The sequence below is a fragment of the Shewanella abyssi genome (genome assembly GCF_023284025.1).
In the GTDB taxonomy this organism is placed as follows: Bacteria; Pseudomonadota; Gammaproteobacteria; order Enterobacterales; family Shewanellaceae; genus Shewanella; species Shewanella abyssi.
The window spans coordinates 1-15,326 of record NZ_JAKIKR010000076.1; the positions used below are offsets into that span (position 1 = coordinate 1).

Consider the following 15,326-nt stretch of genomic DNA (forward strand, 5'->3'; position numbering starts at 1 on the left):
ACTCATTATAAAATGTTGGTGCCCGAACCCGGAATCGAACCAGGGACACGAGGATTTTCAATCCTCTGCTCTACCGACTGAGCTATTCGGGCAACTAAGCTATATAAATATAAGCGTTAGATTTACTACTTCAAACTAAGCTTTGAAAGCCAGTGTCGTTTGGAGTGCGCGTATAATATAGCGCTGATATTTATCCTGCAAGCGCTTTTTGTTTTTAGCGTGACTGTTCGCTTAGTTTGTGTGCAGTTGCAAAAAAATGAACAATCATTGGCATTACAAACGCTATTTAAAGGCAGTTTAAACCTCACTAATGATGAGGGGTTAGCTAGGTTTTATTGAACTTCAATGCTGAACGATGGGGCTAAAGTTAATATCGTTCTAAAAAATAGAATGTAAAGGGCAATATTTGCTGATTTTTTATCCTAAAATAGAATGTATGATAATTGCATCTTATGAATTCAGGGGGCGAGATGCTGTTAAATACCAAAAAGTCTTACGGCCTAGTGGCTATCTTTTTTCACTGGTTTTCCGCACTAGCTGTTATTGGTTTGTTTGCTGTTGGGTTTTGGATGGTGGATTTAACCTATTACAGTGAATGGTACAAAACAGCGCCGTACCTACACAAAAGTGTCGGGTTAATACTGTTGTTGTTAACGCTTAGCAGAATACTGTGGCGACTTTTCACTCTCAAACCGACGAGTCTTGCAAGCCACAAAGGGTGGGAGAAAACCGTAGGTCATATGACTCACAATATTCTATATCTGCTTTTACTGGTCATTATGCTCAGTGGTTTCTTAATTTCTACGGCTGATGGCCGAGGAATCTGGGTCTTTGATTGGTTTGAAATACCCAGCTTTGGGGCATTTATCGAAGACCAAGCGGATATTGCAGGTTTGATCCACCAATACGTGGCTTACAGTTTAATCGCTTTAGTGCTGATCCATGCATTAGGTGCATTGAAGCATCACTTTATCGATAAAGATTCAACACTACTTAGAATAATCAAAATTCAAAACGACTAATATTCAAATGGAGAAAATAACGATGAAAAAGGGTTTATTAGCTACAGCATTGGCAACGACTTTGATGATGGCAAGCACAGCGCAGGCGGCAGATTATGTTATCGACACCGAAGGTGCTCATGCCTCAATAGAGTTTAGAGTAAGCCACTTAGGTTATAGCTTCGTTGCTGGCCGCTTTAATACGTTTGAAGGTGATTTCTCGTTTGATAGCAGCAAAATTGCTGCTGCAAAAGTCAATGTGACCATTAATACCACCAGTATTGATTCAAACCACGCAGAGCGAGATAAGCATTTGCGTAGCCCAGACTTTTTAAATACAGCCAAATTTCCAACGGCGACTTTTGAGTCAACATCGGTTGACGACAAAGGTGATGGTAACTTCGTATTAAACGGCAATTTCACTTTAAACGGGGTAACCAAACCTTTAGCAATAGAAGCGAAAGCGATAGGAGAGGGAAGTGATCCTTGGGGTGGGTATCGCGCTGGATTTACCGGTACGACGGAGTTTGCATTGAAAGATTACAATATCAAAATGGATCTGGGCCCAGCTTCTTCTCACGTTAGCTTAAACCTAGTGGTTGAAGGCATGCGTAAGTAGTTATATCGCAGAACAATAGATAATAAAAAAGCGCCTCTCGGCGCTTTTTTATTATCTGCTATTCGTCGTCTTTTTCAGGGACATAGCCTTCGATTTCGACATCTTTTCCTTCAAACAGAAAGTTGACCATCTGCTGCTCTAGAAATTTCCGGTCATCGACATTCATCATGTTGAGTTTCTTTTCATTGATCAGCATCGTTTGCTTTGATTGCCAAAGCGTCCAAGCTTCTTTACTCACATTGTCGAAAATACGCTTGCCTAAATCACCTGGGTAGAGCTGAAATCCCAAACCTTCAGCCTCTTTTTTCAAATATACGCAATTTACTGTGCGAGCCATGATTACTCCTTATTTAATACAGAACCTAAACTCGCTAGAATCCGCTCAGTCGCTGAGGCTAAACCAACTTTAGGTGGATGAGGTAAGTTATACCAGACCGAAGAGTCTTGTTCCATGATCTGGTTATCGCTAATTTTGTTTATTGATACTAAAACCGGCTGAATATCGAGGTGGAAATGGCTAAAGGTGTGTCTAAAGCCAATCAACTCTTGTTGATGAGTAATATCGTAAGCTTGATTGCTTAAGTGCTCCTCTAATTCAGCCTTAGTCGAAAATTGAGCAAAGCACCAAAGCCCGCCCCAAATGCCACTGGGTGGACGTTTTTTCAAATGCACATGGTTGTTTTGCTCTAATACCAGTAGCCATGCTGATTTTTCTGGAATTGCTTTCTTGGGCTTCTTGCCAGGGTAATCCTGTTGACGGCCTGTTAGCTGACCTTGACAGTCAATTGCGACAGGGCAAACGGGGCAATTAGGTTTCGAGCGAGTGCATACCGCTGCGCCGATATCCATCATTGCTTGATTATACTTTTGAATATCCACGCTGGGAGTGAGTTGCTGGGTTAGCTGCCAAAGTTTATCTTCTACAGGCTTTTTCCCAGGCCAGCCTTCAATAGCGCCGTGCCTGGCAAGCACTCGTTTTACGTTGCCATCAAGAATGGAGTGATTTAACCCCAGCGATAAAGACAAAACGGCTCCGGCTGTTGAGCGACCGATACCGGGCAGTGCCAGAACATCGTCAAAGTCGACCGGGAAAACACCATTATGCTGTGCAACTATCTGCTGAGCTGCCTTGTGTAGGTTACGTGCTCTGGCGTAATAACCTAAGCCTGTCCAGTGATGTAGTACTTCATCTTGCTCTGCTGATGCTAAAGCGTCGATATCTGGGAAGCGAGACATAAACTTTTCAAAGTAAGGAATAACCGTTGCGACTTGAGTTTGTTGCAACATGATCTCAGATATCCATACTTTATATGGGGTTTTATTGTGTTGCCAAGGGAGTTGTTTACGACCATGGAGATCGTACCAACTAATAATTCGGTCTGAAAAGAGTGGGGTAGTTTTCATCGCCGCAGTGTAACCAGCAGCCGATATTTAAACAAGCTGCAGTTGTCTATCAATAACGATATTAGTTTTGTTTTAGGCGTGGGTGTTTTAAGCCCAAATAGTGTTAAATTGGTCGTTAATTGAGTATTTTTCGCAAAAGAGCCCCTGTAACTCGCACAAACTGAGATAATTGGTATAATTTTGCCTCAATAGGGCTTGCGCTAAAGGTCTAACTTTGGATAATGCCTTTCTTTTTAATTAATAGCTGTCTTAAGCGAGGGCGAAAATGAGCGACGTAACAACCGCTGAATTCAATGAAGAGGGTAAATACCTTCGCAAAGTAAGAAGCTTTGTATTAAGAGAAGGCCGCTTGACGAAAGGTCAAGCACAAGCGATGGAGCAACACTGGCCAGCAATGGGCCTAGATTATACGCCTGAAGCTATCGATTTAGTCGAGATTTTTGGTCGTGAAGCGGACACCGTGCTTGAAATTGGTTTTGGTATGGGCGCTTCATTAGTCGAAATGGCTAAAGCGGCTCCAGAATTAAACTTTATCGGCATTGAAGTCCATAAGCCGGGTGTGGGTTCTTGTTTGTCTGTTGCGGCAGAAGCTGGGGTCACAAACCTGCGGGTGTATCATCATGATGCACTTGAAGTGTTAGAGAACAGTATTGCCGAAGCAAGCTTGGCTAGGGTGCAGTTATTCTTCCCTGATCCATGGCACAAAAAGCGTCATCATAAACGCAGAATCGTGCAGGCTCCTTTCGCGGAACTTATCCGCAGCAAACTTAAAGTGGGCGGCGTATTCCATCTGGCGACGGATTGGGAAAATTACAGCGAGCACATGTTAGAAGTTTTGCAGAGTGCGCCTGGTTATAAAAACCAATCAGCGACAGGTGATGTTGTTGAGCGCCCTGAACATCGTCCACTCACAAAGTTCGAAGCTCGTGGTCACCGTTTAGGTCATGGCGTTTGGGATTTGATGTTTGAACGTGTTTAAGCGTTATAGATTTAGTCAGTTTCCGTTAGTTTAATTAATTTAGTTTATCACCATTGAGGAGTTCCACCATGGCAGCTAATCGCAGTCGTCGTTTACGTAAAAAATTACGCGTTGATGAGTTTCAAGAGTTTGGATTCGATACCAATTGGACTTTTAATGAGTCTGTTACTGAAGAACAGATTGATGCAATCGTTGATCAATTCATCGACGAGATAATCGAACCTAGAGATCTTGGTTTCCATGGCGGTGGACACAAAGAGTGGGAAGGTATTATTGCTACTCAAGATATCGGTAAATGTACAGATGAAGATAGAGCTGCAGTTAAAACCTTCTTCGAAGGTCAACCTGTTGCTAATGTTGAAATCGGCGAGCTATACGATATCTGGTGGAGCTAATGCCTGAATTAGCATTACTTGAGGAGGTTGTTGAGAAAGTACGGCCTCTTTTAGGCAAAGGAAAAGTAGCAGATTACATTCCTGCACTTGCTGAGGTAAATGCTAATAAATTGGGTATAGCCGTGACAACCAGAGATGGTGTCACTATAGGGGCTGGAGATTATCTCGAGCCCTTTTCAATTCAAAGTATTTCAAAAGTCTTTAGTTTAACACTGGCGTTAATGCACTATGACGAGCCTGAGATTTGGTCCCGTGTTGGTAAAGAACCATCAGGACAATCGTTCAACTCTCTAGTACAAGTTGAGTTGGAAAAAGGCCTGCCTCGAAACCCATTTATTAATGCGGGAGCCTTGATCATAGCAGATATGTTGCAAGGTCGATTGGGCGCGCCAAAACAGCGAATGTTAGAAATTGTCCGTGATCTAAGTGATAACAACAGAGTAGGCTACGACAAAGCCGTTGCCAATTCTGAGTATCAACACAGCGCGCGCAATGCCGCAATCGCTTATTTGATGAAGTCGTTCGGTAACTTCAATAATGATGTTAATACCGTTCTTAAAAGTTATTTTCATTATTGCTCGTTGAAAATGAGTTGTGCAGATCTGTCTAAAGCAATGTTATACCTCGCCAACCGCGGAAAAACCCTTGCAGGAAAACAACTGGTTACACCGGTGCAAACACGGCAATTAAATGCTTTGTTAGCCACTTCGGGTTTATACGATGGGGCAGGCGAATTTGCTTATCGCGTCGGTATGCCTGGAAAAAGTGGCGTCGGTGGCGGCATTATAGCCGTCATTCCTGGTGACATGTCAGTGTGCGTGTGGTCACCGGAACTCGACGCTAATGGCAACTCTCTTGCTGGAACCGCTGCGCTAGAAGCACTTTGTCAATCGCTTGGGCGTTCAATCTTCTAATTCCCCACCTTATCACTCAATAGCTCATGTGATATTTAGCCAATAGTTGGTAATATTGGCTAAACATCTCTGATGCTTACTATCTTGATATAATTACTTTCAGCTTACTAATCCATATATAACAATTGCTTATCATGTTTGGCACGCTACGTGCTTTATCCTAGCTATAACATGATATTAAAATAGCGATAAAGGATTAAAGCAATGAAAAGACTACTTACCTCAGTAGGTGTTTCCGCTGTACTACTGTCAGCTTCTAGCTTGCAAATAGTGAATGCTCATGAAGATTCAGATAAGCACTTTAACAACGAATGTGAAGTATCGTTAAATTACGATGTCACCGTTGAGCCGAAAAAATTAGTGGTTAGTGACGTCGGCAAAGAACAATACCGAATAGAAATGAATAAGCTGTTTGTCAATGGCGAACAAGTATCGCTAAACAAACAGCAGCAAGATCTCGTTAACCAATACGCCGATGAGATTTCTGCTCAAGTACCTGAAGTTATCGAGCTTGTTAATGATGCCGTTGCAATGGCATCGACGGCAGTGAGTATGGCATTGACCCCTCTACTTGGTGATGCTGCTGGCGCTAAGATCGATGAGATGATGGATGGTTTGCAAGAGCGAATTGAAGATGTGGCTTACCAGAATGGTGACACGTTTTATCTTGGCGCTACAGAATCTTCGCTAGAAGATGCATTTGGCGAAGAGTTTGAAAAAGAGATGGAGCAGTTAGTAAAAAACTCTATCGGCACCATGATGATGACGCTGGGTAGTCAAATGATGTCTGGTGAAGGTGATTCGTTTGAACAAAAAATGGAGTCATTTTCAACAAAGATGGACTCAATCGGCGACGATATAGAGTTGCAAATGGAACAGCAAGCACAGGATTTGGAGATTCGTGGGGAAAAGCTCTGTGAAAACTTTAAATCTTTAGTGAAATTAGAGAAAGAGTTACAAACTCAAATACCTGAGTTGGCAGAATACTCTTTAATAGCGACAGCAGACAAAGAGATGCTTGAATAAGCATTAGTAGCCATTTTTTAATGTGAACATTCCTTGATAGATATCCTTGTGTTGCCTCTTCAATTGCAACAACCCCTGCATCCCACCTTTATGCAGGGGTTTTCGTTCGATTCTTTACTATATACCCATCCCTCTTAATCCTGCATCTTCAGGTAAGATGGGTATATATGATCAGTTCTAAACCTTTTTTTGGTATACTCCTAAAAATAAAAGCAAAAATCATTATTTTGTTAAATAATAAAACTCTACTCTAGCGTACATATATTCACTTAAGATATTGTTATATAGCACATTGTTACTATGGCGATTATCTTAGCGATGGAAGTACTATTACTCTCGTAAACACCTTAAGGCGATTTACATGTTAGAACTTTTAGAACCAATCGCGATTTTTACTCATGTAGCTCGAGCGGGCAGTTTTAGCTCTGCGGCACGAAAGTTAGGCATATCTAAGTCAAAAGTGAGTACTCAGGTCGCAGATCTTGAGCACAAGCTGGGCGTCCAACTTATTCAGCGTACCACTCGTAGTTTAAGCCTAACAGAAGCTGGTCACCTGCTCTACGTGCAAGGTGAAGAGCTGCTAAGAGATGCAGATCAAGCTGTTGCCAGCGTACATAACTTAAATGATGCGACTCGTGGTGTATTGAAAGTGGGTATTTCACAATCTTTTGGTACGATGCATATCATTCCAGCCTTACCCGCTTTTATGGCAAAACACCCGGAGCTAGAGCTGCAAGTGAGTTTGCTTGACCACAAGGTTGATGTAGTAAGCGAAGGCTTAGATCTGTTGCTGACAATGTCAGAGCAGTTACCTCTTGGCATGGTTGCCAGGCCGCTGATGAAATGTCAGTTCTTGCTGGCTGCATCGCCATCTTATATTGAACAACATGGTATGCCAAATAGTCCTGAACAGCTGGTTGATCACAACTGCCTTGTTTATCAAGGTGAATGGCATGAGCATAGCGTTTGGCAGTTTAAGCAAGGCGATGATTATTGTGAGATAGGCGTATCGGGCAACTTTAGAGTTGATAATGCACCTGCGCTAAAAACAGCTGCAGTGAGTGGTTTAGGTGTGGTTTATCTTGCCAGTTATTTATTGGAGGATGAAATTGCTCAAGGCACGCTGGTGCCTATCCTAGATGAGTGGCAATTGACCAATCATCTGCCTTTACAAGCCGTATACCCGAGACGTAAACACCTAGCACCAAAGGTCAGCGCATTCATCGATTTCATTAAAGATCATATTGGTAGTCCGCCTTATTGGGATGACCCATATAAAGAATTGTATGCAAAACGTAAGTGAATACAGAAAACATTGTTCAAAATACAAAACAATGTTTTCTGTATTCACTTACGTTTTGCATACAATTCTTTATATGGGTCATCCCAATAAGGCGGACTACCAATATGATCTTTAATGAAATCGATGAATGCGCTGACCTTTGGTGCTAGGTGTTTACGTCTCGGGTATACGGCTTGTAAAGGCAGATGATTGGTCAATTGCCACTCATCTAGGATAGGCACCAGCGTGCCTTGAGCAATTTCATCCTCCAATAAATAACTGGCAAGATAAACCACACCTAAACCACTCACTGCAGCTGTTTTTAGCGCAGGTGCATTATCAACTCTAAAGTTGCCCGATACGCCTATCTCACAATAATCATCGCCTTGCTTAAACTGCCAAACGCTATGCTCATGCCATTCACCTTGATAAACAAGGCAGTTGTGATCAACCAGCTGTTCAGGACTATTTGGCATACCATGTTGTTCAATATAAGATGGCGATGCAGCCAGCAAGAACTGACATTTCATCAGCGGCCTGGCAACCATGCCAAGAGGTAACTGCTCTGACATTGTCAGCAACAGATCTAAGCCTTCGCTTACTACATCAACCTTGTGGTCAAGCAAACTCACTTGCAGCTCTAGCTCCGGGTGTTTTGCCATAAAAGCGGGTAAGGCTGGAATGATATGCATCGTACCAAAAGATTGTGAAATACCCACTTTCAATACACCACGAGTCGCATCATTTAAGTTATGTACGCTGGCAACAGCTTGATCTGCATCTCTTAGCAGCTCTTCACCTTGCACGTAGAGCAGGTGACCAGCTTCTGTTAGGCTTAAACTACGAGTGGTACGCTGAATAAGTTGGACGCCCAGCTTGTGCTCAAGATCTGCGACCTGAGTACTCACTTTTGACTTAGATATGCCTAACTTTCGTGCCGCAGAGCTAAAACTGCCCGCTCGAGCTACATGAGTAAAAATCGCGATTGGTTCTAAAAGTTCTAACATGTAAATCGCCTTAAGGTGTTTACGAGAGTAATAGTACTTCCATCGCTAAGATAATCGCCATAGTAACAATGTGCTATATAACAATATCTTAAGTGAATATATGTACGCTAGAGTAGAGTTTTATTATTTAACAAAATAATGATTTTTGCTTTTATTTTTAGGAGTATACCAAAAAAAGGTTTAGAACTGATCATATATACCCATCTTACCTGAAGATGCAGGATTAAGAGGGATGGGTATATAGTAAAGAATCGAACGAAAACCCCTGCATAAAGGTGGGATGCAGGGGTTGTTGCAATTGAAGAGGCAACACAAGGATATCTATCAAGGAATGTTCACATTAAAAAATGGCTACTAATGCTTATTCAAGCATCTCTTTGTCTGCTGTCGCTATTAAAGAGTATTCTGCCAACTCAGGTATTTGAGTTTGTAACTCTTTCTCTAATTTCACTAAAGATTTAAAGTTTTCACAGAGCTTTTCCCCACGAATCTCCAAATCCTGTGCTTGCTGTTCCATTTGCAACTCTATATCGTCGCCGATTGAGTCCATCTTTGTTGAAAATGACTCCATTTTTTGTTCAAACGAATCACCTTCACCAGACATCATTTGACTACCCAGCGTCATCATCATGGTGCCGATAGAGTTTTTTACTAACTGCTCCATCTCTTTTTCAAACTCTTCGCCAAATGCATCTTCTAGCGAAGATTCTGTAGCGCCAAGATAAAACGTGTCACCATTCTGGTAAGCCACATCTTCAATTCGCTCTTGCAAACCATCCATCATCTCATCGATCTTAGCGCCAGCAGCATCACCAAGTAGAGGGGTCAATGCCATACTCACTGCCGTCGATGCCATTGCAACGGCATCATTAACAAGCTCGATAACTTCAGGTACTTGAGCAGAAATCTCATCGGCGTATTGGTTAACGAGATCTTGCTGCTGTTTGTTTAGCGATACTTGTTCGCCATTGACAAACAGCTTATTCATTTCTATTCGGTATTGTTCTTTGCCGACGTCACTAACCACTAATTTTTTCGGCTCAACGGTGACATCGTAATTTAACGATACTTCACATTCGTTGTTAAAGTGCTTATCTGAATCTTCATGAGCATTCACTATTTGCAAGCTAGAAGCTGACAGTAGTACAGCGGAAACACCTACTGAGGTAAGTAGTCTTTTCATTGCTTTAATCCTTTATCGCTATTTTAATATCATGTTATAGCTAGGATAAAGCACGTAGCGTGCCAAACATGATAAGCAATTGTTATATATGGATTAGTAAGCTGAAAGTAATTATATCAAGATAGTAAGCATCAGAGATGTTTAGCCAATATTACCAACTATTGGCTAAATATCACATGAGCTATTGAGTGATAAGGTGGGGAATTAGAAGATTGAACGCCCAAGCGATTGACAAAGTGCTTCTAGCGCAGCGGTTCCAGCAAGAGAGTTGCCATTAGCGTCGAGTTCCGGTGACCACACGCACACTGACATGTCACCAGGAATGACGGCTATAATGCCGCCACCGACGCCACTTTTTCCAGGCATACCGACGCGATAAGCAAATTCGCCTGCCCCATCGTATAAACCCGAAGTGGCTAACAAAGCATTTAATTGCCGTGTTTGCACCGGTGTAACCAGTTGTTTTCCTGCAAGGGTTTTTCCGCGGTTGGCGAGGTATAACATTGCTTTAGACAGATCTGCACAACTCATTTTCAACGAGCAATAATGAAAATAACTTTTAAGAACGGTATTAACATCATTATTGAAGTTACCGAACGACTTCATCAAATAAGCGATTGCGGCATTGCGCGCGCTGTGTTGATACTCAGAATTGGCAACGGCTTTGTCGTAGCCTACTCTGTTGTTATCACTTAGATCACGGACAATTTCTAACATTCGCTGTTTTGGCGCGCCCAATCGACCTTGCAACATATCTGCTATGATCAAGGCTCCCGCATTAATAAATGGGTTTCGAGGCAGGCCTTTTTCCAACTCAACTTGTACTAGAGAGTTGAACGATTGTCCTGATGGTTCTTTACCAACACGGGACCAAATCTCAGGCTCGTCATAGTGCATTAACGCCAGTGTTAAACTAAAGACTTTTGAAATACTTTGAATTGAAAAGGGCTCGAGATAATCTCCAGCCCCTATAGTGACACCATCTCTGGTTGTCACGGCTATACCCAATTTATTAGCATTTACCTCAGCAAGTGCAGGAATGTAATCTGCTACTTTTCCTTTGCCTAAAAGAGGCCGTACTTTCTCAACAACCTCCTCAAGTAATGCTAATTCAGGCATTAGCTCCACCAGATATCGTATAGCTCGCCGATTTCAACATTAGCAACAGGTTGACCTTCGAAGAAGGTTTTAACTGCAGCTCTATCTTCATCTGTACATTTACCGATATCTTGAGTAGCAATAATACCTTCCCACTCTTTGTGTCCACCGCCATGGAAACCAAGATCTCTAGGTTCGATTATCTCGTCGATGAATTGATCAACGATTGCATCAATCTGTTCTTCAGTAACAGACTCATTAAAAGTCCAATTGGTATCGAATCCAAACTCTTGAAACTCATCAACGCGTAATTTTTTACGTAAACGACGACTGCGATTAGCTGCCATGGTGGAACTCCTCAATGGTGATAAACTAAATTAATTAAACTAACGGAAACTGACTAAATCTATAACGCTTAAACACGTTCAAACATCAAATCCCAAACGCCATGACCTAAACGGTGACCACGAGCTTCGAACTTTGTGAGTGGACGATGTTCAGGGCGCTCAACAACATCACCTGTCGCTGATTGGTTTTTATAACCAGGCGCACTCTGCAAAACTTCTAACATGTGCTCGCTGTAATTTTCCCAATCCGTCGCCAGATGGAATACGCCGCCCACTTTAAGTTTGCTGCGGATAAGTTCCGCGAAAGGAGCCTGCACGATTCTGCGTTTATGATGACGCTTTTTGTGCCATGGATCAGGGAAGAATAACTGCACCCTAGCCAAGCTTGCTTCGGCAATACTGTTCTCTAACACTTCAAGTGCATCATGATGATACACCCGCAGGTTTGTGACCCCAGCTTCTGCCGCAACAGACAAACAAGAACCCACACCCGGCTTATGGACTTCAATGCCGATAAAGTTTAATTCTGGAGCCGCTTTAGCCATTTCGACTAATGAAGCGCCCATACCAAAACCAATTTCAAGCACGGTGTCCGCTTCACGACCAAAAATCTCGACTAAATCGATAGCTTCAGGCGTATAATCTAGGCCCATTGCTGGCCAGTGTTGCTCCATCGCTTGTGCTTGACCTTTCGTCAAGCGGCCTTCTCTTAATACAAAGCTTCTTACTTTGCGAAGGTATTTACCCTCTTCATTGAATTCAGCGGTTGTTACGTCGCTCATTTTCGCCCTCGCTTAAGACAGCTATTAATTAAAAAGAAAGGCATTATCCAAAGTTAGACCTTTAGCGCAAGCCCTATTGAGGCAAAATTATACCAATTATCTCAGTTTGTGCGAGTTACAGGGGCTCTTTTGCGAAAAATACTCAATTAACGACCAATTTAACACTATTTGGGCTTAAAACACCCACGCCTAAAACAAAACTAATATCGTTATTGATAGACAACTGCAGCTTGTTTAAATATCGGCTGCTGGTTACACTGCGGCGATGAAAACTACCCCACTCTTTTCAGACCGAATTATTAGTTGGTACGATCTCCATGGTCGTAAACAACTCCCTTGGCAACACAATAAAACCCCATATAAAGTATGGATATCTGAGATCATGTTGCAACAAACTCAAGTCGCAACGGTTATTCCTTACTTTGAAAAGTTTATGTCTCGCTTCCCAGATATCGACGCTTTAGCATCAGCAGAGCAAGATGAAGTACTACATCACTGGACAGGCTTAGGTTATTACGCCAGAGCACGTAACCTACACAAGGCAGCTCAGCAGATAGTTGCACAGCATAATGGTGTTTTCCCGGTCGACTTTGACGATGTTCTGGCACTGCCCGGTATCGGTCGCTCAACAGCCGGAGCCGTTTTGTCTTTATCGCTGGGGTTAAATCACTCCATTCTTGATGGCAACGTAAAACGAGTGCTTGCCAGGCACGGCGCTATTGAAGGCTGGCCTGGGAAAAAGCCTGTAGAAGATAAACTTTGGCAGCTAACCCAGCAACTCACTCCCAGCGTGGATATTCAAAAGTATAATCAAGCAATGATGGATATCGGCGCAGCGGTATGCACTCGCTCGAAACCTAATTGCCCCGTTTGCCCTGTCGCAATTGACTGTCAAGGTCAGCTAACAGGCCGTCAACAGGATTACCCTGGCAAGAAGCCCAAGAAAGCAATTCCAGAAAAATCAGCATGGCTACTGGTATTAGAGCAAAACAACCATGTGCATTTGAAAAAACGTCCACCCAGTGGCATTTGGGGCGGGCTTTGGTGCTTTGCTCAATTTTCGACTAAGGCTGAATTAGAGGAGCACTTAAGCAATCAAGCTTACGATATTACTCATCAACAAGAGTTGATTGGCTTTAGACACACCTTTAGCCATTTCCACCTCGATATTCAGCCGGTTTTAGTATCAATAAACAAAATTAGCGATAACCAGATCATGGAACAAGACTCTTCGGTCTGGTATAACTTACCTCATCCACCTAAAGTTGGTTTAGCCTCAGCGACTGAGCGGATTCTAGCGAGTTTAGGTTCTGTATTAAATAAGGAGTAATCATGGCTCGCACAGTAAATTGCGTATATTTGAAAAAAGAGGCTGAAGGTTTGGGATTTCAGCTCTACCCAGGTGATTTAGGCAAGCGTATTTTCGACAATGTGAGTAAAGAAGCTTGGACGCTTTGGCAATCAAAGCAAACGATGCTGATCAATGAAAAGAAACTCAACATGATGAATGTCGATGACCGGAAATTTCTAGAGCAGCAGATGGTCAACTTTCTGTTTGAAGGAAAAGATGTCGAAATCGAAGGCTATGTCCCTGAAAAAGACGACGAATAGCAGATAATAAAAAAGCGCCGAGAGGCGCTTTTTTATTATCTATTGTTCTGCGATATAACTACTTACGCATGCCTTCAACCACTAGGTTTAAGCTAACGTGAGAAGAAGCTGGGCCCAGATCCATTTTGATATTGTAATCTTTCAATGCAAACTCCGTCGTACCGGTAAATCCAGCGCGATACCCACCCCAAGGATCACTTCCCTCTCCTATCGCTTTCGCTTCTATTGCTAAAGGTTTGGTTACCCCGTTTAAAGTGAAATTGCCGTTTAATACGAAGTTACCATCACCTTTGTCGTCAACCGATGTTGACTCAAAAGTCGCCGTTGGAAATTTGGCTGTATTTAAAAAGTCTGGGCTACGCAAATGCTTATCTCGCTCTGCGTGGTTTGAATCAATACTGGTGGTATTAATGGTCACATTGACTTTTGCAGCAGCAATTTTGCTGCTATCAAACGAGAAATCACCTTCAAACGTATTAAAGCGGCCAGCAACGAAGCTATAACCTAAGTGGCTTACTCTAAACTCTATTGAGGCATGAGCACCTTCGGTGTCGATAACATAATCTGCCGCCTGCGCTGTGCTTGCCATCATCAAAGTCGTTGCCAATGCTGTAGCTAATAAACCCTTTTTCATCGTTATTTTCTCCATTTGAATATTAGTCGTTTTGAATTTTGATTATTCTAAGTAGTGTTGAATCTTTATCGATAAAGTGATGCTTCAATGCACCTAATGCATGGATCAGCACTAAAGCGATTAAACTGTAAGCCACGTATTGGTGGATCAAACCTGCAATATCCGCTTGGTCTTCGATAAATGCCCCAAAGCTGGGTATTTCAAACCAATCAAAGACCCAGATTCCTCGGCCATCAGCCGTAGAAATTAAGAAACCACTGAGCATAATGACCAGTAAAAGCAGATATAGAATATTGTGAGTCATATGACCTACGGTTTTCTCCCACCCTTTGTGGCTTGCAAGACTCGTCGGTTTGAGAGTGAAAAGTCGCCACAGTATTCTGCTAAGCGTTAACAACAACAGTATTAACCCGACACTTTTGTGTAGGTACGGCGCTGTTTTGTACCATTCACTGTAATAGGTTAAATCCACCATCCAAAACCCAACAGCAAACAAACCAATAACAGCTAGTGCGGAAAACCAGTGAAAAAAGATAGCCACTAGGCCGTAAGACTTTTTGGTATTTAACAGCATCTCGCCCCCTGAATTCATAAGATGCAATTATCATACATTCTATTTTAGGATAAAAAATCAGCAAATATTGCCCTTTACATTCTATTTTTTAGAACGATATTAACTTTAGCCCCATCGTTCAGCATTGAAGTTCAATAAAACCTAGCTAACCCCTCATCATTAGTGAGGTTTAAACTGCCTTTAAATAGCGTTTGTAATGCCAATGATTGTTCATTTTTTTGCAACTGCACACAAACTAAGCGAACAGTCACGCTAAAAACAAAAAGCGCTTGCAGGATAAATATCAGCGCTATATTATACGCGCACTCCAAACGACACTGGCTTTCAAAGCTTAGTTTGAAGTAGTAAATCTAACGCTTATATTTATATAGCTTAGTTGCCCGAATAGCTCAGTCGGTAGAGCAGAGGATTGAAAATCCTCGTGTCCCTGGTTCGATTCCGGGTTCGGGCACCAACATTTTATAATGAGT

At 42.3% G+C, this 15,326-nt stretch carries 18 protein-coding genes and 2 tRNA genes; 10 read left to right on the top strand and 10 right to left on the bottom strand.

Going from position 1 to position 15,326, the window contains the following annotated elements:
• Window positions 1–16: 16 nt before the first annotated feature.
• Window positions 17–92 (bottom strand) — tRNA-Phe (locus L2755_RS20480).
• A gap of 378 nt (window positions 93–470) precedes the next feature.
• Between L2755_RS20480 and L2755_RS20485 the strand changes: the two genes are divergently transcribed.
• Together L2755_RS20485 and L2755_RS20490 are read left to right on the top strand one after the other, a co-directional pair.
• Complete coding sequence (locus tag L2755_RS20485; protein WP_248982526.1) at window positions 471–1,022, top strand: cytochrome b; 552 nt, start codon at window positions 471–473, stop codon at window positions 1,020–1,022.
• Between the two features lie 22 nt (window positions 1,023–1,044).
• Window positions 1,045–1,620, top strand: coding sequence for a YceI family protein (locus L2755_RS20490; protein ID WP_248982527.1), 576 nt, complete (start codon window positions 1,045–1,047; stop codon window positions 1,618–1,620).
• 58 nt (window positions 1,621–1,678) lie between these two features.
• Here L2755_RS20490 and L2755_RS20495 read toward each other — a convergent pair whose 3' ends face one another.
• Both L2755_RS20495 and mutY (L2755_RS20500) read right to left on the bottom strand, forming a co-directional pair.
• On the bottom strand, window positions 1,679–1,957 hold the full coding sequence (locus tag L2755_RS20495; protein WP_248982528.1) for an oxidative damage protection protein: 279 nt from the start codon (window positions 1,955–1,957) through the stop codon (window positions 1,679–1,681).
• Between the two features lie 2 nt (window positions 1,958–1,959).
• Window positions 1,960–3,024 carry an A/G-specific adenine glycosylase gene (gene mutY / locus L2755_RS20500; protein WP_248982529.1) on the bottom strand — a complete coding sequence of 355 codons (1,065 nt, stop codon included), beginning with the start codon at window positions 3,022–3,024 and terminating at the stop codon, window positions 1,960–1,962.
• A gap of 265 nt (window positions 3,025–3,289) precedes the next feature.
• Here mutY (L2755_RS20500) and trmB (L2755_RS20505) point away from each other — a divergent pair, with 265 nt between their 5' ends.
• The 5 genes from trmB (L2755_RS20505) (at window position 3,290) to L2755_RS20525 (ending at window position 7,641) form a co-directional block, all read left to right on the top strand.
• Window positions 3,290–4,003 (top strand): tRNA (guanosine(46)-N7)-methyltransferase TrmB, encoded by a 714-nt coding sequence (gene trmB, locus L2755_RS20505; RefSeq protein ID WP_248982530.1) that lies wholly within the window; start codon window positions 3,290–3,292, stop codon window positions 4,001–4,003.
• 68 nt (window positions 4,004–4,071) lie between these two features.
• Entirely contained in the window at window positions 4,072–4,398 is a 327-nt protein-coding gene (locus tag L2755_RS20510) for a YggL family protein (protein WP_248982531.1), read from the top strand.
• A complete protein-coding gene (glsB, locus tag L2755_RS20515) occupies window positions 4,398–5,312 on the top strand; it encodes a glutaminase B (RefSeq protein WP_248982532.1) in 915 nt (304 codons plus the stop codon). The genes L2755_RS20510 and glsB (L2755_RS20515) overlap by 1 nt, the downstream gene beginning before the upstream one ends.
• Window positions 5,313–5,516: 204 nt before the next feature.
• On the top strand, window positions 5,517–6,338 hold the full coding sequence (locus L2755_RS20520) for a YggN family protein (protein WP_248982533.1): 822 nt from the start codon (window positions 5,517–5,519) through the stop codon (window positions 6,336–6,338).
• A gap of 361 nt (window positions 6,339–6,699) precedes the next feature.
• A complete protein-coding gene (locus tag L2755_RS20525; RefSeq protein ID WP_248982534.1) occupies window positions 6,700–7,641 on the top strand; it encodes a LysR family transcriptional regulator in 942 nt (313 codons plus the stop codon).
• A gap of 44 nt (window positions 7,642–7,685) precedes the next feature.
• On the opposite strand, the gene L2755_RS20530 is transcribed toward L2755_RS20525, so the two are convergent.
• The 5 genes from L2755_RS20530 to trmB (L2755_RS20550) form a co-directional block, all read right to left on the bottom strand.
• Window positions 7,686–8,627 carry a LysR family transcriptional regulator gene (locus tag L2755_RS20530; protein ID WP_248982534.1) on the bottom strand — a complete coding sequence of 314 codons (942 nt, stop codon included), beginning with the start codon at window positions 8,625–8,627 and terminating at the stop codon, window positions 7,686–7,688.
• A gap of 361 nt (window positions 8,628–8,988) precedes the next feature.
• The gene (locus tag L2755_RS20535) at window positions 8,989–9,810 is read right to left on the bottom strand and encodes a YggN family protein (protein ID WP_248982533.1); all 822 of its coding nucleotides are present in this window, start codon (window positions 9,808–9,810) and stop codon (window positions 8,989–8,991) included.
• 204 nt (window positions 9,811–10,014) lie between these two features.
• Window positions 10,015–10,929 carry a glutaminase B gene (glsB, locus tag L2755_RS20540; protein ID WP_248982532.1) on the bottom strand — a complete coding sequence of 305 codons (915 nt, stop codon included), beginning with the start codon at window positions 10,927–10,929 and terminating at the stop codon, window positions 10,015–10,017.
• Complete coding sequence (locus L2755_RS20545) at window positions 10,929–11,255, bottom strand: YggL family protein (RefSeq protein WP_248982531.1); 327 nt, start codon at window positions 11,253–11,255, stop codon at window positions 10,929–10,931. The genes glsB (L2755_RS20540) and L2755_RS20545 overlap by 1 nt, the downstream gene beginning before the upstream one ends.
• Before the next feature lie 68 nt (window positions 11,256–11,323).
• Window positions 11,324–12,037 carry a tRNA (guanosine(46)-N7)-methyltransferase TrmB gene (trmB, locus tag L2755_RS20550; RefSeq protein WP_248982530.1) on the bottom strand — a complete coding sequence of 238 codons (714 nt, stop codon included), beginning with the start codon at window positions 12,035–12,037 and terminating at the stop codon, window positions 11,324–11,326.
• 265 nt (window positions 12,038–12,302) lie between these two features.
• On the opposite strand from trmB (L2755_RS20550), the gene mutY (L2755_RS20555) reads away from it, so the two are divergent.
• Window positions 12,303–13,367, top strand: a complete 1,065-nt coding sequence (gene mutY, locus L2755_RS20555; RefSeq protein ID WP_248982529.1) for an A/G-specific adenine glycosylase — start codon at window positions 12,303–12,305, stop codon at window positions 13,365–13,367.
• A gap of 2 nt (window positions 13,368–13,369) precedes the next feature.
• Complete coding sequence (locus tag L2755_RS20560) at window positions 13,370–13,648, top strand: oxidative damage protection protein (protein WP_248982528.1); 279 nt, start codon at window positions 13,370–13,372, stop codon at window positions 13,646–13,648.
• Window positions 13,649–13,706: 58 nt separating this feature from the next.
• Here L2755_RS20560 and L2755_RS20565 read toward each other — a convergent pair whose 3' ends face one another.
• Together L2755_RS20565 and L2755_RS20570 are read right to left on the bottom strand one after the other, a co-directional pair.
• On the bottom strand, window positions 13,707–14,282 hold the full coding sequence (locus L2755_RS20565; RefSeq protein ID WP_248982527.1) for a YceI family protein: 576 nt from the start codon (window positions 14,280–14,282) through the stop codon (window positions 13,707–13,709).
• Between the two features lie 22 nt (window positions 14,283–14,304).
• Window positions 14,305–14,856: a cytochrome b gene (locus L2755_RS20570; protein WP_248982526.1), complete on the bottom strand. Its 552-nt coding sequence runs from the start codon at window positions 14,854–14,856 to the stop codon at window positions 14,305–14,307.
• Between the two features lie 378 nt (window positions 14,857–15,234).
• Between L2755_RS20570 and L2755_RS20575 the strand changes: the two genes are divergently transcribed.
• Window positions 15,235–15,310 (top strand) — tRNA-Phe (locus L2755_RS20575).
• Window positions 15,311–15,326: the final 16 nt, after the last annotated feature.